Annotated in this window: 24 protein-coding genes; 8 read left to right on the top strand and 16 right to left on the bottom strand. The window is 59.7% G+C overall.

Going from position 1 to position 22,574, the window contains the following annotated elements; genetic code table 11:
* Positions 1-13: 13 nt before the first annotated feature.
* A complete protein-coding gene (locus tag EXN68_RS20915) occupies positions 14-1,834 on the top strand; it encodes a methyl-accepting chemotaxis protein (RefSeq protein ID WP_142842682.1) in 1,821 nt (606 codons plus the stop codon).
* 73 nt (positions 1,835-1,907) lie between these two features.
* On the opposite strand, the gene EXN68_RS20910 is transcribed toward EXN68_RS20915, so the two are convergent.
* The 4 genes from EXN68_RS20910 to EXN68_RS27475 all read right to left on the bottom strand — a co-directional run bounded on the left by EXN68_RS20910 (position 1,908) and on the right by EXN68_RS27475 (position 5,109).
* Positions 1,908-2,693, bottom strand: a complete 786-nt coding sequence (locus EXN68_RS20910) for a L,D-transpeptidase (protein WP_046801347.1) — start codon at positions 2,691-2,693, stop codon at positions 1,908-1,910.
* A 19-nt stretch (positions 2,694-2,712) separates the two neighbouring features.
* Positions 2,713-3,768, bottom strand: coding sequence for a L,D-transpeptidase family protein (locus tag EXN68_RS20905; RefSeq protein WP_161991425.1), 1,056 nt, complete (start codon positions 3,766-3,768; stop codon positions 2,713-2,715).
* A gap of 175 nt (positions 3,769-3,943) precedes the next feature.
* Positions 3,944-4,729: an SDR family oxidoreductase gene (locus EXN68_RS20900; RefSeq protein WP_142842681.1), complete on the bottom strand. Its 786-nt coding sequence runs from the start codon at positions 4,727-4,729 to the stop codon at positions 3,944-3,946.
* Positions 4,726-5,109, bottom strand: a complete 384-nt coding sequence (locus EXN68_RS27475; protein WP_161991424.1) for a hypothetical protein — start codon at positions 5,107-5,109, stop codon at positions 4,726-4,728. Before EXN68_RS27475 ends, EXN68_RS20900 begins: the two co-directional genes overlap by 4 nt.
* A 97-nt stretch (positions 5,110-5,206) precedes the next feature.
* Between EXN68_RS27475 and EXN68_RS20890 the strand changes: the two genes are divergently transcribed.
* A complete protein-coding gene (locus tag EXN68_RS20890; RefSeq protein WP_142842680.1) occupies positions 5,207-5,797 on the top strand; it encodes a DNA-3-methyladenine glycosylase in 591 nt (196 codons plus the stop codon).
* On the opposite strand, the gene EXN68_RS27690 is transcribed toward EXN68_RS20890, so the two are convergent.
* The 3 genes from EXN68_RS27690 to EXN68_RS20875 form a co-directional block, all read right to left on the bottom strand.
* On the bottom strand, positions 5,794-5,952 hold the full coding sequence (locus EXN68_RS27690) for a hypothetical protein (RefSeq protein WP_142842679.1): 159 nt from the start codon (positions 5,950-5,952) through the stop codon (positions 5,794-5,796). The two genes, EXN68_RS20890 and EXN68_RS27690, sit on opposite strands and share 4 nt — an antisense overlap.
* A 223-nt stretch (positions 5,953-6,175) precedes the next feature.
* On the bottom strand, positions 6,176-6,373 hold the full coding sequence (locus EXN68_RS20880) for a hypothetical protein (RefSeq protein WP_035243556.1): 198 nt from the start codon (positions 6,371-6,373) through the stop codon (positions 6,176-6,178).
* A 174-nt stretch (positions 6,374-6,547) separates the two neighbouring features.
* Complete coding sequence (locus EXN68_RS20875) at positions 6,548-7,561, bottom strand: substrate-binding domain-containing protein (protein WP_142842678.1); 1,014 nt, start codon at positions 7,559-7,561, stop codon at positions 6,548-6,550.
* Positions 7,562-7,830: 269 nt separating this feature from the next.
* Between EXN68_RS20875 and EXN68_RS20870 the strand changes: the two genes are divergently transcribed.
* The 6 genes from EXN68_RS20870 (at position 7,831) to EXN68_RS20845 (ending at position 13,903) form a co-directional block, all read left to right on the top strand.
* Entirely contained in the window at positions 7,831-9,096 is a 1,266-nt protein-coding gene (locus EXN68_RS20870) for an ABC transporter substrate-binding protein (RefSeq protein WP_142842677.1), read from the top strand.
* Between the two features lie 64 nt (positions 9,097-9,160).
* Positions 9,161-10,135, top strand: a complete 975-nt coding sequence (locus EXN68_RS20865) for a carbohydrate ABC transporter permease (protein ID WP_137004722.1) — start codon at positions 9,161-9,163, stop codon at positions 10,133-10,135.
* Positions 10,132-10,965 carry a carbohydrate ABC transporter permease gene (locus tag EXN68_RS20860; RefSeq protein ID WP_003523786.1) on the top strand — a complete coding sequence of 278 codons (834 nt, stop codon included), beginning with the start codon at positions 10,132-10,134 and terminating at the stop codon, positions 10,963-10,965. Before EXN68_RS20865 ends, EXN68_RS20860 begins: the two co-directional genes overlap by 4 nt.
* Before the next feature lie 10 nt (positions 10,966-10,975).
* The gene (locus EXN68_RS20855; RefSeq protein WP_142842676.1) at positions 10,976-12,004 is read left to right on the top strand and encodes an ABC transporter ATP-binding protein; all 1,029 of its coding nucleotides are present in this window, start codon (positions 10,976-10,978) and stop codon (positions 12,002-12,004) included.
* Positions 12,005-12,061: 57 nt separating this feature from the next.
* Positions 12,062-12,847 carry a ThuA domain-containing protein gene (locus EXN68_RS20850; RefSeq protein WP_046801358.1) on the top strand — a complete coding sequence of 262 codons (786 nt, stop codon included), beginning with the start codon at positions 12,062-12,064 and terminating at the stop codon, positions 12,845-12,847.
* A 6-nt stretch (positions 12,848-12,853) separates the two neighbouring features.
* On the top strand, positions 12,854-13,903 hold the full coding sequence (locus EXN68_RS20845; protein WP_142842675.1) for a Gfo/Idh/MocA family protein: 1,050 nt from the start codon (positions 12,854-12,856) through the stop codon (positions 13,901-13,903).
* Positions 13,904-14,119: 216 nt separating this feature from the next.
* Here the strand turns inward: EXN68_RS20845 and queE are convergent, their stop codons facing one another.
* The 9 genes from queE to EXN68_RS20800 form a co-directional block, all read right to left on the bottom strand.
* Positions 14,120-14,875, bottom strand: coding sequence for a 7-carboxy-7-deazaguanine synthase QueE (gene queE / locus EXN68_RS20840; RefSeq protein ID WP_142842674.1), 756 nt, complete (start codon positions 14,873-14,875; stop codon positions 14,120-14,122).
* Entirely contained in the window at positions 14,872-15,228 is a 357-nt protein-coding gene (gene queD, locus EXN68_RS20835) for a 6-carboxytetrahydropterin synthase QueD (RefSeq protein ID WP_142842673.1), read from the bottom strand. The genes queE and queD overlap by 4 nt, the downstream gene beginning before the upstream one ends.
* The gene (gene queC / locus EXN68_RS20830) at positions 15,228-15,938 is read right to left on the bottom strand and encodes a 7-cyano-7-deazaguanine synthase QueC (protein ID WP_142842672.1); all 711 of its coding nucleotides are present in this window, start codon (positions 15,936-15,938) and stop codon (positions 15,228-15,230) included. The genes queD and queC overlap by 1 nt, the downstream gene beginning before the upstream one ends.
* A 144-nt stretch (positions 15,939-16,082) precedes the next feature.
* Positions 16,083-17,216 carry a Gfo/Idh/MocA family protein gene (locus EXN68_RS20825; protein ID WP_142842671.1) on the bottom strand — a complete coding sequence of 378 codons (1,134 nt, stop codon included), beginning with the start codon at positions 17,214-17,216 and terminating at the stop codon, positions 16,083-16,085.
* A 23-nt stretch (positions 17,217-17,239) separates the two neighbouring features.
* Positions 17,240-18,004 (bottom strand): sugar phosphate isomerase/epimerase family protein, encoded by a 765-nt coding sequence (locus EXN68_RS20820; protein ID WP_142842670.1) that lies wholly within the window; start codon positions 18,002-18,004, stop codon positions 17,240-17,242.
* 58 nt (positions 18,005-18,062) lie between these two features.
* Positions 18,063-19,151 carry an ABC transporter ATP-binding protein gene (locus EXN68_RS20815; RefSeq protein ID WP_142842669.1) on the bottom strand — a complete coding sequence of 363 codons (1,089 nt, stop codon included), beginning with the start codon at positions 19,149-19,151 and terminating at the stop codon, positions 18,063-18,065.
* A gap of 5 nt (positions 19,152-19,156) precedes the next feature.
* Positions 19,157-20,098 carry a carbohydrate ABC transporter permease gene (locus EXN68_RS20810; RefSeq protein WP_142842668.1) on the bottom strand — a complete coding sequence of 314 codons (942 nt, stop codon included), beginning with the start codon at positions 20,096-20,098 and terminating at the stop codon, positions 19,157-19,159.
* Entirely contained in the window at positions 20,091-20,993 is a 903-nt protein-coding gene (locus EXN68_RS20805; protein ID WP_142842667.1) for a carbohydrate ABC transporter permease, read from the bottom strand. Before EXN68_RS20805 ends, EXN68_RS20810 begins: the two co-directional genes overlap by 8 nt.
* A 143-nt stretch (positions 20,994-21,136) precedes the next feature.
* A complete protein-coding gene (locus tag EXN68_RS20800; RefSeq protein ID WP_142842666.1) occupies positions 21,137-22,369 on the bottom strand; it encodes an ABC transporter substrate-binding protein in 1,233 nt (410 codons plus the stop codon).
* Between the last annotated feature and the right edge of the window lie 205 nt (positions 22,370-22,574).

Here is a 22,574-nt window from a genome sequence, read left to right as displayed (position 1 = left end):
CGGGAACGTCCCCATGGCGTCGATTCAGAAAAAGATAATATTGGCAAGCATTGCGATCTTTTCCATCACCGGCGCCGCCACGGGCGTTGGCATGTGGGCAACGGAAACGCTGAACCGCAACAGTGAATATGTTGCACTTTCGGCCGAAGTGCTGCGCAACCACATGCAGGCGGACATGATGCATGATGCATTACGTTCCGACGTACTTGCCGCCATTCTCTCCACCAATGCCAGCATGGGCCTAGACCTCAAGACGGTTGAGGCTGACCTTGGCGAACATGAAGCCAGCTTCCGCGAAATGATCGAGGCCAACAGGTCCCTGTCAGCAGGCACAAACGTCAAGGCCGTGATCGACGGCGTCGAAAAACCGCTGCTTGCTTATATGGAAGCCGCCAATGCGGTTGTCGGCCTTGCGGGCTCCCGCCCGGAAGAGGCGATCAAGCTGATGCCCGAATTCATGCGGCAATTTTCGGCGCTTGAAAAAGCGATGGAAACGGCCGGCGACCAGATCGAGGCCCTGTCCGATGCCGCCTCTGCCGAAAGCGAAAAGACCAAGGCGACCATCAACCTTGCCTTGAAGGCCCTGCTGGTTCTGGCGTCAATTTTCTCCGTCGGGCTTTTCCTTCTCACCCGCAGATCGGTTATCCAACCCATCCTGCAATTGTCAAAGAATATGGAAACATTGGCGGGCGGCGATACGTCTCAGCCACCCTCCGGCATCGATCGCAGGGATGAGATCGGCTCCATGTCCGTTGCCGTCGAAGTCTTCCGGCAGGCGGCAATCGCCAACCGGGCGCTTGAAGAACAGGCGGCAGCGGCCCGCCAACAGGCGCAGGCCGATCAGGAGGCAACCCGCCAGCAGGCCGAGGAAGACGCCTCCGAACGGCTGCGCATCGCCACATCCGGCCTCGCAGCCGGTTTGAAGCGGCTGGCTTCGGGTGATCTGGCCTTCCAGCTCGATCAGGCCTTCGCCCCGCAATTTGAAGCCCTGCGGCACGATTTCAACAGTTCTGTCCGGCAGCTGGCCGAAACATTATTTGCGATTTCCGATGGCATCGGCACGATTGACGGCAGCAGCCGTGAGATTGCCGCCGGCGCCGGCGACCTTTCCCGCCGTACGGAAAATCAGGCAGCCTCGCTCGAACAGACCGCCGCAGCGCTCGAGGAAATCACGGCCAATGTTTCAAACGCCAACAAACGCACATCCGAGGCGCGGCTTGCCGCCACCGACGCCAACCACAGCGCCCTGAAATCGGTTGAGGTGGTCAGCCACGCCGAAGAGGCGATGCGCCGCATCGAGACATCGTCGCGGCAGATTACCGGCATCATCGGCGTCATCGACGAAATCGCCTTCCAGACCAATCTTCTGGCGCTGAATGCCGGGGTGGAGGCCGCCCGTGCCGGTGAGGCCGGCAAAGGCTTTGCCGTGGTGGCGCAGGAAGTGCGCGACCTCGCCCAGCGCTCCGCAAAGGCCGCAAGCGAAATCCGCGACCATATCCGCCAATCATCAGCGGAAGTGGAAAGTGGCGTGAAGCTGGTTCTCGATACCGGTACGGCGCTGAAGGATATTGGCGAACGCATCGCCGGCATCGACCAGCACATGACCGCGATTGCGACATCCGCCGCCGAACAATCGACGGGACTTGCCGAAATCAATGCTGCCGTGAACTCCATGGATCACGCCACCCAGCAGAATGCGGCCATGGTGGAACAATCCACCGCCGCTTCGGCAACGCTTGCCGCGGAAACGGCAAAGCTGCGCGCGCTGGTTTCACGTTTCCGTCTGGATATGGAAGATATTGGTGGGCATGACGTTATCCGTCACGTGGCCTGAGGCGAGCGCATTGCGCTGCAATTCGTCCATCGTTTCCAGCCGCTGACTTCAGCGGCTGGAAATTTTTTGTCTGTCAGTAGGTCTGAACCGGCTGCGACAGGCCGTCGCCAACCACGCCATTGCCATATTGGGCAACGGGCACGCCTTCCTGGCCGATCGGCACGCCCTGCTGCGCCGGGCCAAGCGCCGTCACCACGATCGGCGTACCATCCGGCACGCGATTATAGAGATCGACGATGTCCTGGTTGATGAGGCGCACGCAGCCTGATGATACCGACTTGCCGATGGTCCACCATTCCGGCGAACCGTGCAGGCGGTAGATCGTGTCCTTGCCGTCCTTGAAAATATAGAGCGCACGCGCGCCGAGCGGGTTCTTGAGGCCCGGCTCCATGCCGCCATTTCGGCTGCTATAGGGCTCCAGCTCCGGCTGGCGGGCGATCATTTCATCAGGCGGCGTCCAGCGCGGCCACTGGCGCTTGTACTGAATGACGCCGCGGCCGGCCCATTCAAAACCCGCACGTCCGAGGCCGACGCCATAACGCATGGCCTGACCGTTCTCATAGGTGAGGTAAAGGAAATGGTTAGCCGTATCGACGACGATGACGCCGGGGCGCTCGCCCGTCGGATTGGCCACCATCTGCCGCAGGAACTGGCGCGGAATCCGCTTATAGGGAATTTCCGGCAGCGGAAACTGCTCGTCCGGCTTAGGGCCGTACATCAGCGCATACATCGGATCTTCCGCGGGGGCGGCCGGCCGTGCGGCTTCACGCGCCGTGGTGTTGCAGCCTGCAAGGCCGGCAAGCGCCAACCCACCTGCTCCAAGCAGGAAACCCCGCCGGGTCGTTGTCGTCTCGTTCAATTGAAAAACCTCATTTACGTCATCTCACACTGGCAAAGGGGTCTGCCAGCGCCGCATCGGGGCGGCTGATAGGGTACTTCGTGCCGGAAACCTGCGATGCCATGGACTTGGCGCCGCTGGATTTCAGAATGGCACGGAAGCTCGGATGCATGCCGCCGTCTACATACGCGCTGAGTGGGGCGGAAGTTCCCTCGTTCATCGCAGCGGCAATTTTTTGTTGTTCCTCGGCCAGTTTCGATGCCACCGCCGGGTCCGGCTGATTGATGGCTGGCGGGCAGGCGGCCAGAGGATCGGCAGGTTCACCTTCGGCGAATTCGCTGTTGAAGACATAGCGCCGGCCGCAAACGGAGACCTTCGGCTGGCGGCGCGTCACCTCGAAATAGTCGTAGCCTTCCTTGAGCGTGCGCCAGAAGGGCATGTTGGGATCGTCGCGATGCGCCACCATGTTTCGTGCACTCATACGGAAGGGATAGGCCTGCACCTGGAAACGATCCTGCCCGCCCTGCAGCGCGCGCGCCACGACGGCGTAAATCTCGCCCACCTGTTGGTCGGTCATGGCGTAGCAGCCAGACGACGAACAGGCGCCATGCACCATCAGCGCTTCGCCGGTGTAACCGAGCGCCGATTCCAGCCGGTTGGGATAACCGAGATTGAAGGAGACGTAATATTGCGAATTCGGATTCAGCATGCCGGCCGAGACGTGATAAAAACCTTCCGGCGCCTGCCGGTCACCGGTCTTCATCTTCGGTCCAAGCTTTCCGGACCAGCGGCACATGGGATAGGTCTTCAGCAGCGCATAGCTTCCGGTCTTGTCGATCTTCCAGACCTCAAGTTCGCTTTCCTGCTTGAAAATACGAACGAGGACCGGGCTTTCCGGCCGCATGCTCTTGGCGGACATCTGCGCCATCATCTTGGACGACAGCTTCGGCGGGTCCTTCTTGACGCTATCGAGACCCATGGAGGTGCACGCAGCAAGACCGCCGCCGATCGCGACGACCGCAGCTACTCTTACCCCCGCCATCACCTTCAGCCGTAACCCCGCAACTGCGAAATCCAGCAATGCCTTCATGTCCATGGATCGTTCTGCCCGCCTGATTTGCCCGCCTTTCCGGCAGACGCTTAACTAGCGAAGGTGGCCATAACGCGGCAACCTCGCACATGGACAAAGTCTCGTGAACAGACGTTACCCTTTCGTTAATCATAGGGACACAAGCCCGTGAGGCACGCGTCAGCAGGGCAAATGGATCAACTTATCGAAGCAGCCCCTGCCCGCCATCGATCCATACCGGCGTGCCGGTAATGTGGCGCGATGCGTCCGATGCCAGAAAACCGATCAGCGCGGCGACATCGTCGCTTGACCCCGCCACACCACCGGTCACGGGAATATCGCCGGCCGGAAACCGAACCGGCACCTCGGTCTTTTCGCGTCCGCGTATATCGGTGTTTTCGTCGATTGCCGTTTCGATCTCGCCCGGACACACGGCATTAACGCGGATGCGGTGACGCCCAAGCTCCAGCGCCAGTTGCTGGGCCATGGCAAGCTGCCCCGCCTTCGTAACGGAATAAGCGGTAGCACCGGGGGAGGTAAAGGTTCGTGTGCCGTTGATCGAGGAGACGATCACGATGGAGCCGCCACCGGCCGCCTTCAGATACGGAACGCTGGCATGCACGGTGAGATAGGTGCCGCGCAGGTTGATGCGGATCGTGTCGTCCCATTCGGAAGGCTTCAACTCATCAATGGGCGCCCAGACACCGTTGACGCCGGCATTGGCCACCACGACATCAAGGCGACCGAAATCCTCCACGAGCGCTGCGACCGCGTGTCGCATGGCCTCCTCGTCCGAAACATCGGCGAGAAGAACTTTGGAAGAGCCGGATGCGGTCTTTATCTCCTCGGCCGCGGCCTGCAATTCGGATCCGGTGCGACCGAGCAAGCCAACCGAAAAACCAGCGGCAGCCAGATGCAGGGCGGCGGCACGTCCGATGCCGGAACCTGCGCCGGTGATGAGGGCAACTTTGCGATGAGCCAATGTCACACCCCGCCCTTTCTCGAAGCTATCGAGGTGACGGTGGCCGAAACCGGATCGCTGGCTGGAAAGCTGTCTTCCAGTCCATCGTCCAATTCCTCTTCCAGAATATCGCGATCCTTCGCGGTGCGGGCGCTGGCCTGGCCATGCGGACCATCATCCTGCGCCGTTCCAAGCGCTGAAAACTGCGACGACGCATCAGCGCCGTGGCGGGTGCCGAAAGCCGTCAGCTGAACCATGACTGCGCTGGCGCGCTTGATGGCCTCCGCATCATCGATGCCCTCCAGCCCATCGGCGAGGCGGACGGAGACCTGGTCACCATCGCTGCCGACGAACTCGACGGATATGACACCGTTATTGCGTTTTACATAGGTCGTGGAAAGTTGCATGACATGCCCTCCGATTTGACAAACATCGGCCTATCAATCCGATGCGGTAACACTGAAACCTGAATTCACAACGATGGCAGAGCGGAAGGGGTTCCAGATGAATCAGGCCTTTAGCCCGGAAATGCAGGCGAGTTTCTTCAAGCGAGACGCGCTGGATGTCGCCCGTGCGCTCATCGGCGTGGAATTTCGCGTCGGCAATGCCGGCGGCATCATCGTGGAAACCGAAGCCTATCATCCCGACGACCCGGCGTCCCACGCCTTCAACGGGCAAACCCCGCGCAACAGGGCAATGTTCGGCCCGGCCGGCCATCTCTATGTCTATCGGTCCTATGGCATTCACTGGTGCGCGAATTTCGTCTGTGCGCCCGGCTCTGCGGTGCTTCTGCGCGCCATCGAACCTCTGACCGGTCTGGACATGATGAAACTGCGGCGGGGAACCGACAAGCCAAAACTTCTGTGTTCCGGCCCCGGCAGGCTTTGTCAGGCCATGGCGATTACCGGCGACATGGACGGCATGCCGCTCGACGCCCCTCCGTTTTTTCTGCGTTTACGACAGGAAGCCGCCGCGATTACCAGCGGCAGGCGTATCGGCATCAGCCGCGCGGTGGATTATCCGTGGCGCTTCGGGCTTGCAGGCTCGGCCTTCATCAGCAAGAAGTTCGAAAATCCGGGAACGCAGGGCGTTTAAAGCACTTTCGGCGGCTGATCGTTTTCGTCGGGATTGGGGGTCGGAATTTCATCCGGCAGCCTGTCGGGTTCGGGCTCTTCCACCGGCGGAATATCCGGCTGCGGCGGCACCGGCATTGGCGGTTCGGGATGGGGTTCGACGGGAACGGTCGACATCGCGGCCTCCTGATATAAATGCGCGATCCAGACCGGATTGCGCTCTCATCTATCGGGACAACGCGCCTGCGCCGTCGCCATTCAGGCGGCGCAACACACAAATTCGCCCATCGGTCATATGCCGATCAGGTCCCTCCGGTCCGGTTGCGCCGCCCCGTGGTTGTACAGGGAAAACGCCGGGACCGGCGGTCCGTTCCGTTTTTTGAAGAAGCTTTTTTACGGCTCAGGCAAAACCGAGCGCGCTACGGGAGATATCGCGGTTTTCGCAATAGTCGCGGGAGTGGGCCTCATGGCCATGCTCACGGGCGGTCGAACGGGTCAGTTCCGGGCTTGGAACATTGAGCAGCGCGTCGGCATAGGTGCCGGTCGCTTCCACGTCATCGATCACTGGCTGCTGTTGCGGTTTTAAAAATTCAAACATCCATCGTCCTCCTTCGACACGTCCCCTCAACGCGCCGGCCCAAGTCCTGTTCCATAACGAACACGACTGCTTCGATTATACATGAGATGTCGCCGCCGTATAGATGACGAAAGACGAACGCTATCAACTGACGTTCACAAAATGGAGTGGAATCAGTGAGCTATGCCGACAAGTTCAGGCAGGCCCGACCGACTCCCGTAGGATCAGCTCCACCGGCCACAATTCCTGCACTTCGCGCACCGGCCTGCCGCCGATGATCTGCAAAAGCAGGTCAGTCACCCGCATGCCGGCCATACGCATGGGGGAACGGGTGGTGGAAAGCGGCGGCAGCATGCTCCCCGGGGTGAGATAGGGAAACACGTCATCATGGGCGATGACGGAGACGTCCCTGCCGATTGTCAGCCCCATCTGGGTTGCCGCACGATACACACCCTGCGCCGTCATCATCGCACCCGCAACGAAGGCCGTCGGGCGCGGTGTCTGCTCCAGAAGCGAGCGGGCGAAGCGAAACGCCGTCTCCTCGCTGAAATGCTCGCTGATCATGAAACGCGGATCCGGCGTGATGCCGTGGGTCGCCAGCGCATCGCGAAACCCCTGTTCCCGATCCTGCACGAAAGTACGGCCGACCGGACCGTTGATAAGGGCAATCCGCCTGTGCCCACGCTCCAGAAAATGGATCGTCGGACGATAGGTCACATCATGATTGTCGATATCGAGCCAGGCATGTTCGAACGGTGTCTTCGAGCGGCCATGCACGATGAACGGCACACCCAGCCTGTTGAGCAGCGCAATGCGCTCATCCTCCGGGCGCGGTGAATGCACGATGATGCCATCCACTCTTCCGCTCGACGCAAGTCGGCTGAAAATCGCCAGTTCCTCGTCAAGATCATTGTCGACAGTCACGCTGACGAGGATGTCGGTCTCTTCCCCTTCCAGCCGGGTCGCCATTCCACCCATGAACTCCGAGAAGAAATGCCCGCCGCCTGAACGGCCCATGACGACACCGATGGCACCCGCCCTGCCGGTTGCCAGCCTGACAGCGTTTGCATTCGGCCGGTAGCCGTATTTCAGCGCAGCCTCCATCACCCGCCGGCGCGTTTCCTCGCGCACCTCGGGGTAGCCGCCCAGCGCCCGGCTGACGGTGGTGGGCGAGAGCCCGACTTTCTCTGCGAATTCCTTGAGCTTCATAATTTTTTGCCAATTTGCCCCTGCATGCGTCGCCGCCGCGGATTTTTCAAGCCGACAAAAATTGAAAACGATTTCAATTTTCCTCCACCTGAAACCTTACAGTTGATTATTCTCAAAGGCAAACGCCGAAAAATTGCAGGCGAAAACGGCCGATTTCCGGTGAATTAGAAAGAGTATTGACAGATTGCTCGGCTTTTGAGAGCCTCGCGTCAGTCAAAAGCGCTTTCAATTTTGAGGACAATCGGAAGCGTCAACGGAGGAGTTTGACAATGAATATTTCCATGAAGACTTTGTTCCTGTGCGGAACCGTGTTTTCCGCCGCCGTTTCGGCTCAGGCGGCCGAGCTTTCCATCGCCGCCAATTCGACCGGCAAGAACGTCGCGTTCTTCCGCGAACGGATCGCGGCCTTCGAGAAAGAAACCGGTCACAAGGTCAATCTCGTCACCATGCCGTCATCATCAAGCGAGCAGTTCAGCCAGTACCGGCTGTGGCTTGCCGCCGGCAACAAGGATGTCGACGTCTACCAGACGGATGTGATCTGGGCGCCGCAGCTGGCCGACCAATTCGTGGATCTGACCGCAGCGACCAAGGATGTCATCGGCGATCACTTCCCCTCCATCGTCGCGTCGCAGACGGTTGACGGCAAGCTCGTCGCCATGCCGATGTTCACCGACGCGCCGGCGCTGTTCTACCGCAAGGACCTTCTGGAAAAATACGGCAAGCAGCCGCCGAAAACCTGGAAGGAACTGAGCGAGACCGCCAAGGAAATTCAGGACAAGGAACGCGCGGGCGGACAGAAGGATCTCTGGGGCTTCGTTTTCCAGGGCAGCGCCTATGAAGGCCTGACCTGCAACGCACTGGAATGGATCGCATCCGCCGGCGGTGGACACATCGTCGAAACCAACGGCGATATCTCCATCAATAACGAGAAGGCTGCAGCCGCCATCGAAACAGCCAAGGGCTGGGTCGGCACCATCGCGCCGCAGGGCGTGCTTGCCTACAAGGAAGAGGAAGCGCGCGGCGTCTGGCAGACCGGCAATTCCGTCTTCATGCGCAACTGGCCCTATGCCTATGCGCTTGGAAACGGCGCCGACAGCGCCATCAAGGACAAATTTGGCGTCACGCCGCTGCCGGCAGGCGAAGAAGGTTCGGCGCCTGCCTCCACACTTGGCGGCTGGAACCTTGCCGTTTCGAAATATTCCGACGACCAGGAAGCCGCCATTCAGCTCGTGAAGTTCCTGGCATCGAAAGACACCCAGAAGCTGCGCGCAATCCAGCTTTCCAACATGCCGACGATCGCTTCGCTCTACGATGACAAGGATGTGGCCGAAGCACAGCCCTTCATGCCGACATGGAAGCCGATCTTCGAGACCGCTGTTCCGCGTCCTTCCGCCTCGGCCAAGGTGAAATATAACGAGGTTTCGGCCAAGTTCTGGGGCGCCGTGCACAACACGCTCTCCGGCAATGGCACGGCGGCGGAAAATCTCGAACTTCTCGAGGTTGAACTGACCGATCTCAAAGGCAACGGCTGGTAATCCGGCCCGCGCGGGAGATGGTCTGGCCTGATCGTTTCCCGCGCCCCAACCGCGAGATATCCCCATGAACGACATCGCCCTTCAAAGACCGGTCGCGGCAGCCGGCACCGGCTCCGATCTGCAGTCGGAACGTCTGAAATCCGCCTGGCTGTTTCTTGCCCCCACATTTCTGGTGCTGGCGCTGGTGGCGGGCTGGCCGCTGGTGCGCACCGTCTGGTTCAGCCTCACCGACGCTTCGCTCACCAATCTCGAGGGTGCGCAGTTCGTCGGCCTCAAGAACTATCTCACCTGGATCACGCTCAGCAGCGGCCGCACCATCTATCGCGGCCTGCTTGCCGATCCCGCATGGTGGGGCGCGGTTCTCAATACGCTGAAATTCACCGTCGTCTCCGTCAGCCTCGAAACGGTACTCGGCCTCATCGTCGCGCTGGTGCTGAATGCCGAATTCAAGGGACGCGGCCTCGTGCGCGCCGCCATTCTCGTGCCCTGGGCCATTCCGACCATCGTCTCGGCGCAGATGTGGGCGTGGATGCTGAACGACCAGTTCGGCATCTTGAACGACCTGTTCCTCAATCTCGGGCTGATCTCCAACAAGATCGCCTGGACCGCCAATCCTGAAACCGCGATGGTGGCCGTGCTGATCGTCGACATCTGGAAGACGACGCCCTTCATGGCGCTGCTCATCCTTGCCGGACTGCAGATGGTGCCGAAGGACATGTATGAGGCAGCCAAGGTGGATGGCATTCATCCGGTCAAGGTGTTCTTCCGTGTCACCCTGCCGATGATCCGACCCGCACTCATGGTCGCCGTCATCTTCCGCATGCTGGATGCGATGCGCGTATTCGACCTCATCTACATCCTGACGCCGAATAATGCCCAGACCCGCACCATGTCGGTGCTGGCACGCGAGAACCTGTTCGATTTCGACAAGTTCTCCTATGGCGCCGCCGCCTCCACCATGCTGTTCCTCATCATCGCCTCGATCACGGTCATCTACATGTGGCTCGGGCGCGTCAACACCGATGGAGCCGCGCGATGACCCTGCCAAGCATCCTGAAAACCACCGCCTTCTACGCGCTGGTCGCCATCATCATGGTGATTTCGGTATTCCCGTTTTATTACGCGATCCTGACGAGCCTGAAATCCGGCTCGGCGCTGTTCCAGGTCAATTATTGGCCGCGTGACTTCTCGCTGACCAACTACAGCTTCGTCATCGGCAACGGCACTTTCCTGCGCAATCTCGGCAATTCGCTGTTTGTCGCATCTTCCGTCGTCATACTCTCGCTGTTCCTCGCGGTAACGGCATCCTATGCTCTCGCCCGCGTCCGCTTCCGTGGCCGCGCGCTGCTGCTGCTCACCATCCTGTCGGTTTCGATGTTTCCGCAGATCGCCGTTCTCGCCGGCCTGTTCGAACTGATCCGCTGGGCGGGCATCTTCAACACGCCGCTGGCGCTGATCTTTTCCTACATGATCTTCACCCTGCCCTTCACGGTCTGGGTGCTGACAACCTTCATGCGCGACCTGCCGATCGAAATCGAGGAAGCGGCGATCGTCGATGGTGCGACGCCCTGGGTCATCATCACCCAGGTGTTCATGCCGCTGATGTGGCCGGCGCTCGTCACCACAGGGCTTCTCGCCTTCATCGCGGCGTGGAACGAATTCCTCTTCGCGCTCACCTTCACCTCATCGAACGAGCAGCGCACGGTGCCTGTCGCCATCGCGCTCCTGTCGGGCGGCTCGCAGTTCGAAATACCCTGGGGAACGATCATGGCGGCCTCCGTCATCGTCACCGCCCCGCTCGTCGTCCTCGTTCTGATCTTCCAGCGACGCATCATCTCCGGCCTCACCGCCGGCGGCGTCAAAGGCTAGGAGAAAACAAATGACCACCATTCAACTGCGCGATCTTCGCAAATCCTTCGGCGCCTTCGATGTCATCAAAGGCATCGACATGGACATCCGCTCCGGCGAGTTCATGGTTTTCGTCGGCCCTTCCGGCTGCGGCAAGTCCACGCTGCTGCGCCTCATCTGCGGGCTGGAGGAAATTTCCGGCGGCACGCTTTCCTTCGATGGCGAGACGGTGAACCGCCTGCCGCCCGCCAAGCGCGGCGTCGCCATGGTCTTCCAGTCCTATGCGCTTTATCCGCATATGACCGTGTTCGAAAACATGGCCTTCGGCATGAAGCTATCAGGCGCGGACAAGGAACAGCGCAAAAAGCGCGTCGAAGCGGCAGCCGAGATGCTGCAGCTCACGCCCTATCTGGAACGTCTGCCAAAGCAGCTTTCCGGCGGCCAGCGCCAGCGTGTCGCCATCGGCCGTGCCATCGTGCGCGATCCCAAGGTGTTTCTGTTCGACGAGCCGCTTTCCAACCTTGATGCGGCATTGCGCGTTGCCACGCGTCTGGAAATCGCCAAGCTGCACCGCTCGATGCATGACACGACGATGATCTACGTTACCCACGATCAGGTCGAGGCCATGACGCTCGCCGACCGCATCTGCGTGCTGCGTGACGGCCGTGTCGAGCAGATCGGCACGCCGCTGGAGCTTTACGAAAGTCCGGTCAACACCTTCGTCGCTGGCTTCATCGGTTCGCCGAAGATGAACTTCCTGTCAGGCAAGTATGCCGAGACGGAAGGCGCAAAAACCATCGGCATCCGCCCGGAGCATATCACCATCACCACCGACGGCAGCGGCTGGAGCGGTGAGATCGTGCATTCGGAAATGCTCGGGTCGGACAGCTATATCTATGTCGAGATCGGCGCCGGTGAACCCGTCGTCGTTCGCGAAGAAGGCGTGACCGACCGTAAGGCGGGCGAGCGTATCGCCCTCGTGGCGGATGCGACGCAGATCCATCGTTTTGACGCCGAAGGCCGGGCGCTTGCCCGTAACCCCGCCCGGGGCGCTGCCTGAATTTTTCACTTTCGCCGGGATCACCCAAGGTCCCGGCTTTCACCGAGGAGCATGAAAATGACCATCAACACCGTTGTATGGGGCGAAAATATCCACGAACACATCAATGAGACGGTGCGTTCAATCTATCCAAACGGCATGCACAACACCATCGCCGATGCGCTGAACCAGAACCCCGAGATCAATGCCACCACCGCCACGCTGCAGGAACCGGAACACGGCCTGTCGCAGGAGCGCCTCGACAAGACCGATGTGCTGGTCTGGTGGGGCCACAAGGACCATGGCGCGGTGCAGGACGAGATCGTCGAGCGTGTTGCCAAACGCGTCTGGGAAGGCATGGGCCTCATCGTCCTGCATTCCGGCCACTTCTCCAAGCCGTTCAAGCGGCTGATGGGCACGCCCTGCGCGCTGAAATGGCGTGAGGCGGGTGAACGCGAGCGTCTGTGGACCATCAATCCGCGCCACCCGATTGCCGCCGGCCTGCCTGAGCATTTCGAGCTGGAAAACGAGGAAATGTACGGCGAGCAGTTCTCCGTGCCGGAGCCGCTGGAAACCGTGTTCATCTCCTGGTTCCAGGGCGGCGAAGTCTTCCGTTCCGGCCTCACCTGGCGTCGCGGCGCCGGCAATATCTTCTATTTCCGCCCCGGCCACGAGACCTATCCGACCTATCACGATGCCAATGTCCAGAAGGTCATCAGCAACTCGGTGAAATGGGCCTATAATCCGGTTGGCGCACTGAAGAGCATTCACGATGCGCCCAATGTTCCCGTCGACAAGGCGCTGGAGCCAATCGAAGAACGCGGCCCCAAGCTGCACAAGGCAGGCGAAGCAGGTTACAGGTAAAAAGCCATGAGACTTCTCATTCTCGGAACCGGCGGCATGGCCAACAACCATGCCACCTATTTCTCGCAAATCCCCGGCGTCGAACTGGTCGCAGCGGTGGATGTGGACGATGTGGTGGTGCGCGGCTTTGCGCTTCGCCACAATATCCCGCTCTCCTTCACCTCACTGGATGACGCCATTGCCTGGGGTGAATTCGATGCGGCGGCGAATGTCACGCCGGATGCCATCCACCACCCCACCAGCCTGAAACTGCTGGCGGCCGGCAAGCATGTCTTCTGCGAAAAGCCGCTGGCGGAAAACTACGCCAAGGCCGCCGAAATGGCCGATGCCGCCGAAAAAGCCGGCCTCGTCGCCATGGTCAACCTAACCTATCGCAACGTCGCCCCCTTGCAGGCGGCACGTGAGATGGTGCTGGCAGGCAAGATCGGCAAGGTGCGGCATCTGGAAGCCTCCTATCTCCAGAGCTGGCTCGTTTCCAAGGCCTGGGGCGACTGGATGACGGAGAGCAAGTGGCTGTGGCGGCTTTCCACCAAGCATGGCTCCAACGGCGTGCTGGGCGATGTCGGCATCCACATTCTCGACTTCGCCTCCTATGGCGCGGGCAGCGATGTGGAACGCATCTTCACGCGGTTGAAGACCTTCGACAAATATGAAGGCAATAAAATTGGCGTCTACGACCTCGACGCCAATGACAGCTTCACCATGACCGCCGAGCTGGAAAACGGCGCCATGGGCGTCATCCATGCCAGCCGCTGGGCGACGGGGCACTTGAACGAGCTCCGCCTGCGCATCCATGGCGACAAGGGTGCGCTGGAAGTCATCCACACGCCCGACTATTCCAGCCTGCGTGCCTGCATCGGTGAAGATGTGGAGAAGGCGATCTGGAAGACGATCGATGTCGACCCCGTGGCAACGAACTATGAAAAATTCGCCAAGGCCGTCATGGAAGGCGGCCCCGCCGATCCGGACTTCCGCCATGCCGCCAATCTGCAGAAGGTGCTCGATCTATCGATCATCGCGGATCGGGAACGGCGTGAGGTGGCTGTTTCGGCTTGATATGAAAGAACAACATGCGGCAAAACGTTGCCGCATGTTTCTTCTCCCCGAGGGGGAGAAGGTGGCCCGAAGGGTCGGATGAGGGGGCAACGTCCCCGGATTTCGGCGAGCAAGCCCCCTTATCCCGCTGCCGCGACCTTCTCCCCCTCGGGGAGAAGAAACAAGCGGCAACCGATCGCGTCTCATGGGCGCGAGATTTTACCTTTCCGCGCCGCCTCAAACCCCGCGCTTGTTCCCCCACAACAGCACATGCAGCTGTGGCAGCACCCGGGCCGAAAACCAGCGGTCTTCACTGACCTTGTCCACCAGCCACAACATCCGGTCCATCACCCCGTCGATATCCACACGCGCATCGTCATCATCCGGCGGCGGTGGAGTGTGGTTGCCGGGCTGCAGATAGACGGGCAAATGCGGGAAACGCGCGGATGCCGCCTTGGCATAGGCATAATCCGCATCGTCGAACACCACGATCTTCAGCGCCACCTGCGGCCCCTCGCCGGCGGCGGCAAGACAGTCCTCGAAAGCCTGCCAGTCCGTTTCCATGCCGCTTGATGGCGGCTTGGGACTCAGAACCAGATGGTCGAGATCGGCAAACCAGTCTTTCGCGATGCTGCCCTGCGTTTCCAGCGCGAAGCGATACCCCTCGTCCTGTCCCCTGGCGATCAGAGCCGCGAGCGGCTGGATGGCGGGGTTGCCGCCGGAGAGCGATACCGTGAGCGGCACGCCGCCCGAAAGCCGCCGTACCTCCTGCCAGATCGCCTCGACCGACAGCGGTTTCCACGTGTCGCGGTAGTCGCTATCGACCGCATGCAACGTATCGCACCAGGAACAGCGGTAATCGCAGCCGCCGGTACGCACGAAAACCGTTGGCAGACCAATCAACAAACCCTCACCCTGAATGGTCGGGCCGAAGATTTCGCTGATGCGGATCGTGGTTTCCTTTGCTGCAATCTTGTGTGCAGCCACCGTCATGGCCGGTATTCCGCCCAGGTCTTGGCGGTTTCGCTGACCCGCACGGCGCTGGTTTCCGGCAGGCGATCCTTGCACCAGTCATAAAAATGCTTCGCCAGGCATTCCGCCGTCACCCGGTCATGGCCGAGAACGTCGTTCAGGTGGCGATGGTCAAAATGATCGTCGATATAACGCTTCAGCGGCGCAAGCTCGTGATAGTCGCGCACGAAACCATGCTCGTTCAGTGCTTCGCCCTTCAATTCCACCTCAACGATGTAATTATGGCCGTGCAGACGGTTGCACTGGTGATCGGACGGCAGACTTTTCAGCTGATGCGAGGCGGAGAAGTGAAATTCCTTGGTAATGCGGAACATCAGCGCACCTCCTGTGCCGCAAAGGCATGGGTGGCCGCTACCCAGAAGTCCGGATCCTCATAATCGGTCGGATCGGTAACACCGGCCAGATGAAAGGCCTCGCGCCGCTCCACGCAGGTGCCGCAACGACCGCAATGACGCAAGCCGCCCTTGTAACAGGACCATGTTTCGCCAAACGGCGTGCCGTATTTCACCGCATCGGTAACGATTGCCGCCTTGGAAACCGTGACATAAGGCGCAAACAGGGTGACATCGGCATAACCTTCCAGCGCATGCGCCTGCATGGCATTGAAGCTGCCGATGAAGCCCGGCCGGCAGTCGGGATATATGAAGTGATCGCCGCCATGCACGGCAATCGCCACAGCATCCGCCTGCTGTGCAGCAGCCAGTCCAAAAGCGATGGTGAGCATGATGGCATTGCGGTTCGGCACCACGGTGGAGCGCATGGTCTCCTCCGCATAATGGCCATCAGGCACGTCGATATCGTCGGTAAGCGCCGAACCGGTGAGATGCGCCCCGATGGTTCTGATATCGATGATATGATGCGGCACGCCGAGCCGTCTGGCACAATCGGCGGCAAAATCCAGTTCCTTCCTGTGGCGCTGGCCATAATCGAAGGAGACGAGAGCGAGAAGTTCATGTTCCGCCGCGATTTTATGCGCAAGCGAAACGGAGTCCAATCCGCCGGAGCAGATGACGATGGTTTTCATAATTTTGGATCCCTTGTTTTGACCGGGTGGGCTGCGACCGGATACGGCGCGGCTTTAAAGCAAAGCGCGGGATTTGTGAAGGGCTGTGGCGAAAACACGAAAAGCGGCGAAGTCACCTTCGCCGCTTTTCAGACAATGTAAATGTCAGCGCAGCAGCGCCTGTGCCTCTTCAATGCCGAGTGCGGCCGGCTGGGTGCAGGTCGTCGTCATCTCGATGAAGCGGCCTTCTTCGCCTGATTTCAGGATCGAGGTCATCACATCGATGCCGTGCAATGAGCGGTCGAGCGAGCAGCGGGCGTCACGACCTTCAAGGATGGCAATCGCCATATCCGCAAGGCCGGCCGTGCGGTAATTCGCGCGCGGGCCGTTCGGGCTTTCCTGATTGGCAACACCGAAGGGATGCGCCCATTCTTCCAGCGGCTGGATGTTCTTGTCGCGGCCGCTGGCCTCCACCACACCGCCGAAGAAGTTCGGGTCCGGTACGTAGATCGAGCCTTCCGTGCCGTAAAGCTCCATATTGGCGTGGCGGTGCGACCAGACGTCCCAGCTGGCCGAAAGCGTTATCGTCGCACCGTTCACGAATTCCAAGAGCGCGTGGATATTGGTCGGCGTTTCCACCGGAATGATCTCGCCATTCATCGGCTGGCTGGTCACCGTGCGGGTGGGGTTCGCCATCGTCGTCAGCGCACCCACACGCTTTACCGGGCCAATGAGGTTGATGAGATTGGCAACGTAGTAGGGGCCGAGATCGAGGATCGGCCCGCCGCCCTTCAGGAAGAAGAAGCCCGGATTGGGATGCCACATCTCCATGCCAGGGCTCATCACATGGCACGTTCCTGAGGTGATGCGGCCAACCTTGCCGTCATCGATATATTGTCGGGCAAGCTGATGCGCACCACCGAGGAAGGTATCTGGTGCGCAGCCAACGGAAAGCTTCTTTTCGCGGGCGATGCGCCGTAGTTCTTCGCCCTCCTCCAGCGAGAGCACCAGCGGCTTCTCCGAATAGACGTGTTTGCCTGCCTCGAGCGCCGCTTTCGATACCGGAAAATGCGCGGCGGGAATGGTGAGGTTCACCACCACATCGATTTCGGGGTTGGCGAGCAGTTCCTCGATGGACTGCGCGACAACGCCGAATTCTTCCGCCCTCAGTTCCGCTGCATTGCGGTTGAGGTCGGCGCAGGCGAGCACCTTGATGCCCTTGAAGAGCGGCGCCAGCGAAAAGTAAGCAGACGAGATATTGCCGCATCCAATGATGCCGACGCCAAGATCTCTGGCCATGATAAAACTCCGAAATGTGAGACTTAGTAGGTTTTGAACGAGGCGATCGAGCGGGTGATCAGCCGGTCGATGTCTTTTGGATTATCGTGTTCGACCACGAAATGTTTCGTGGCGGATTTGGCCTTCAGCGCCGCGACAAGGCCCTTCCAGTCCACCGTGCCATGGCCGACATCCGCCCAGCCGTCCTCATCCGTGTTTTCGCCAGATGATGCGATATCTTTTACGTGCACGGCGGTGATGCGCTTGCCATAGCTTTCGATCCAGGCGAGCGGATCGGCATTGCCCCTGATAATCCAGGCGATATCCGCTTCCCATTTCAGGTCCGGTCCGCCGGCAAAGATCTGTTCCTGCGGGGTGGAGCCATCGGCAAGCGCCTTGAACTCGAAGTCGTGGTTGTGCCAGCCGAAGGTCAGCCCGGCATCCACGAAGGGTTTGCCGGCTTCCTGCAGCCGCTTGCCGAAGGCGAACCAGCCTGCGGCATCCGCCGGGCGCTGGTCGGGCATCAGGTACGGGCAATAGATCGCCTCCACACCCAGAACCTTGGCAATATTGAGCGCCTTTTTCGGATCGCCTTCCAGAAGATCGAGGCCGAAATGGCCTGTTGGCATGGAAAGACCGTTGGCATCAAGTTCGGCGCGCAGGCCCTTCAAACCGGCATCATCCAGAGAGGCATACATGGCGCCATAACCTTCGACCTGTTTGTAACCCGCCGCCGAAAGCTTCTTCAGAATGTTGGAAAAAGGCTGGAAATTGCGGGCGCTGTAAAGCTGGAAACCGAGTTCTGTCATTGTCTCCTCCATAGAGATGTTGGTCTTGGGATTGTGTGTGGGGGGAATAACCGCGCGCTTAAAGCCGATCCTCGCTCCCGGCGTCGAACAACGAGGCCATGGTCAGGTCGAGGCCGAGGCGAACCTTGGTGCCGGGCGAAAACCGCCGGTGACCGCCGACGCGCACCGACATGGTGTGGCCGGCATGTTTCAGCCAGATCAGATTGTCGGCACCCATCGGCTCCTCGATATCGACGATCGCCTCATGCACCTCGCCACCGACGATATCGGCATCGACACGCACATGTTCGGGGCGAACGCCGAGAACCACGGCGCGGCCCGCGGTGAGCGGTGCTTCCGGCTGATAACCGTCCAGCGAAAAGGTGACGCCGTTGGTGGCGAAGGCCACCTTGCCGTCCTTTTCGATCAGCTCGCCGCGCAGGAAATTCATTGAGGGCGAACCGATGAAGCCGGCAACGAAGAGGTTCTTCGGCTTGTTATAGATGGTGACGGGATCGGCAAGTTGCTGGATGACGCCGCTTTTCATGATGGCGATGCGGTCGGCCAGCGTCAGCGCCTCGATCTGGTCATGCGTCACATAGATCATGGTGTTCTTCAGCGACTGGTGCAGCCGCTTGATTTCCACACGCAGTTCCGAGCGCAGCTTGGCATCGAGATTGGAGAGCGGTTCATCGAACAGGAACACGTCGACATCGCGCACCAGTGCCCGGCCGATCGCGACGCGCTGGCGCTGGCCACCGGAAAGCTCGGCCGGCTTGCGCTTCAGCAGCGGCTCGATCTGCAGGATACCGGCCGCCCTTTTTACGCGCCGCTCGATTTCCTCTTTCGGCACCTTGGCGACCTGCAGACCGAAGGACAGGTTCTTCTCCACCGTCATCTGCGGATAAAGCGCATAGGACTGGAACACCATGCCGATGCCGCGATCCTTCGGCTCCTCCCAGGTGACGTTGCGGTCCTTGATGAAGATCTGCCCGTCGGTTGGCTCCAGAAGGCCGGCGATGCAATTAAGAAGGGTCGACTTGCCGCAGCCGGAAGAGCCGAGCAGGACGAGGAATTCGCCGTCGTAAATATCGAGATTGAGGTCTTTCAGCACGGTAACGGCACCGAAGGACAGGGATAGATCGCGGATGGAAACGCTTTTGTTCATATAGCTCAACCTTTTACTGCGCCTGCGGCAATGCCGCGGACGAAAAGCCTGCCGGAGACGAAATAAACGATCAGCGGCACGGCACCCGTCAGAAGGGTTGCGGCCATGTTGACGTTGTATTCCTTCACGCCCTGCACGGAGTTGACGATATTATTGAGCTGCACCGTCATCGGGTAATATTCCGGCCGCGTGAACACCACGCCGAACAGGAAGTCGTTCCAGATGCCGGTCACCTGCAGGATCATCGCGACAACGAAGATCGGCAGCGACATGGGCAGCATGATGCGGAAATAGATCTGCCAGAAATTGGCGCCATCAATGCGCGCCGCCTTGAACAATTCTTCCGGCAAAGAGGCGAAATAATTGCGGAACAGCAGCGTCAGGATCGGCATGCCGAAGATGGTGTGCACGATGACGAGACCGGTCAGCGTGCCATAAACACCCATTTCCCGCAGTACGATGACAATCGGATAGATCATCACCTGATAGGGGATGAAAGCGCCGATGATGAGGATCGAGAAGAACAGCTCCGACCCCTTGAACTTCCAGTTGGCCATGGCGTAGCCGCTGACGGAAGCGACAACGATCGAAATGACGACGGAAGGAACAAGAATGCGCACCGAGTTCCAGAAGCCGCGCGAAAGCCCGTCGCAATTCAGGCCGGTGCAGGCATTCGCCCAGGCTTTGACCCAAGGTTCGAAGGTGATTTCCACCGGCGGTGCGAAAATATTGCCAAGCCGGATTTCCGGCATGCCCTTCAACGAGGTGACGACCATCACGTAAAGCGGCAGCAGGTAATAGGCGGCGGCCACAAACAGCGTGCCGTAAAGAATGATGTTGCGGCGGGAAAAGGTTTTCCTCGGCTTCCTGCCGCGCGGGCCGGAAAGGTCTTTGGCAACCGCATCGGTGGCGGCCGCGACCGTATTTAATGTGCTGATATTAGCCACGCTTCTTGCCTCCGAATTCGAGGTAGGCCCATGGAATGACGATGATCGCGACAGTCAGAAGCATCATGGTCGAGGCGGCAAAGCCCTGCCCCAGGTTCTGCGCCTGAAACATGTAGTCATAGACATATTTCGCCGGCACTTCAGATGCGATGCCCGGTCCGCCGCTCGTCTGCGCCACGACAAGATCGTAAACCTTGACGATGCCGCTGGCGATGATGACGAGGGTGGTGATGAAGACAGGCCGCATCATCGGAATGATGATGAGAATATACGTCTTCCACATCGGGATGCCGTCAACACGCGTCGCCTTCCAGATATCCTCGTCTATGCCGCGAAGACCCGCCAGCATCAGGCACATGACGAGCCCAGTGCCCTGCCAGAGCGCCGCAATCAGGATGCCGTAGATGACGATCTGCGAATTATAGAGCGGATCGAAGGTGAAGCTTTCCCAGCCCATCGAGCGGACCACGGACTGGATGCCGAATTCCGGGTTCAACAGCCATTGCCAGACAAGGCCGGTAACGATGAAGGACAGTGCAAAGGGATAAAGGAAAATGGTGCGGAAGGTGTTTTCGAACCGGATTTTCTGGTCCATCAGCGCCGCCAGCACGAAGCCGATGACGAGACTGAAGATCAAAGACAAAATACCATAGATCGCCAGATTCTGGATGGAAACGATCCAGCGTGGTGCTGCCCAGAGCCGCTCATACTGATCAAAACCGATGAAGCTCGCCCGCGGCAGAAGCTTGGAATTGGTGAAGGAATAAATCACCGTCCAGACCGTGCCGCCGAGGAAGATCACCATGGCGGTCAAGATCATGGGAATGGAGGCAATCTTGGAATTGAGATTGCGAAAAAGCTGATTTGGACGCCTGGAGCGCGTTTGACCTGCCATGTTACCTCCTCCTGTAACGTTACAGTAAACGGTCAGGCAAAAGCCTTACCGCATGAAACCTCTGCCCGCACTGGTGATTATCGCACGGACCGGACGTTGGAGCGGGGAGCGGCGAACCGCTCCCCAACCCGGAGAGATCACAATCAGTCAGCGGAACCGATGAGGTCCGCGAAGCGCTTCTGGCCATCTGCCGCCGACATCGAGCCAGCGAAGAATTCGGCCATCAGGTCTTCCTTCTGTTTCTGCGTATCGGCAGAAATCAGCTGGTCGGTGCTGGTGAGCGCATTGCCCTTGGCCAGAATTGCCAGCCCCTTCTTCATGCAGTCATTGGCGGCGTTGAGATCGACGTCGCCACGGATCGGCAGCGAGCCTTTCTTCAGGTTGAAGGCGACCTGCGTTTTCGGATCGACGATGGTTTCAGCCAGCACGTCCTGCGCCTTGGTTTTCGCCTCGTCCTTCAGGACCGGGAAATAGAAAGCGTCACCACCAGTGGTGATATAGTCATTGAGGCCAAGACCCGGCAGGCAGGAATAATCCGTACCGGCCTTCTGATTGGCCAGCTGGAATTCACCCTGCGCCCAGTCACCCATGATCTGGCCGCCGGCCTTGCCGGTTATGACCAGGTTGGTCGCCTGGTTCCAGTCCTGAACATTGGTGCCCTTGGCCATGTCGCGCGCCTCGACGGCCGCCGCAAAAATCTTTGCCATATCGGGCCCGGCTGCCGCTTCGGCATCCTTGTCGCCATAGACTTTCTGGTAGAGATCCTTGCCGCCAATCGAAAGCGTCAGCGTGTCGAACAGGCCGTTGGCCTGCCATGCCTGCCCACCGAGCGCGAGCGGCTGGATGCCGGCCTTTTTCAGCGCCGGTGCGGCCGCAACAAATTCCGTCCAGTTCTTTGGAACCTCAACGCCCGCCTTCTTGAAGGCTTCGTTGGAAAGCCACAGCCATTGCCAGGAATGAATGTTGACCGGTGCGCAATAGATTTTGCCATCAATGGTGCAGCTATCGAGCAGGCTTGCGGGCTTGATGACCTCTTTCCAATTGCCCTTTTCGGCAACATCTGAAAGGTCGCGCATCAGGCCGGCCTGCACCAGCTCTTCCGCCTGCCGGCCGTGGTTGAACTGGGTGGCGCCCATCGGGTCACCGCCGGTGATGCGGCTGATCATGATCGGACGGGCCGTACCGCCCGAACCGGCAATTGCGCCATCCACCCATTTATTGCCGGTCGCATCGAAAGCCTTGGCAAGCTCGGCCACCGCCGCGGCTTCGCCGCCCGATGTCCACCAATGGGTCACCTCAAGATCGGTAGCCCCGGCCATGCCTGCCGGAATCATGACACTGGCCAAAAAGGCCGCAGAAATAACACGCATTCGCATGAGTCTCCTCCCTCACTGAAACGTTGCAGTTGGAACGTATGCGAAGATTTTTGATTAGGCAACCGCCTAAAATACGAATCTATTCAGGGTCATTTCGGGGCTTTTACAGGCCGGGAAACCGTGCGGGCCGGCGCCGGGGACTGGAGGCGGCGATGTTTTCCCATGCCTTTGCCCATTGCGTAACCGCACTGGCATCGTGAACGGG

Origin of the sequence: Martinezella rhizogenes (genome assembly GCF_007002745.1) — a bacterium.
In the GTDB taxonomy this organism is placed as follows: domain Bacteria; phylum Pseudomonadota; class Alphaproteobacteria; order Rhizobiales; family Rhizobiaceae; genus Agrobacterium; species Agrobacterium cucumeris.
This window is presented reverse-complemented; position numbering and strand designations above follow the sequence as displayed.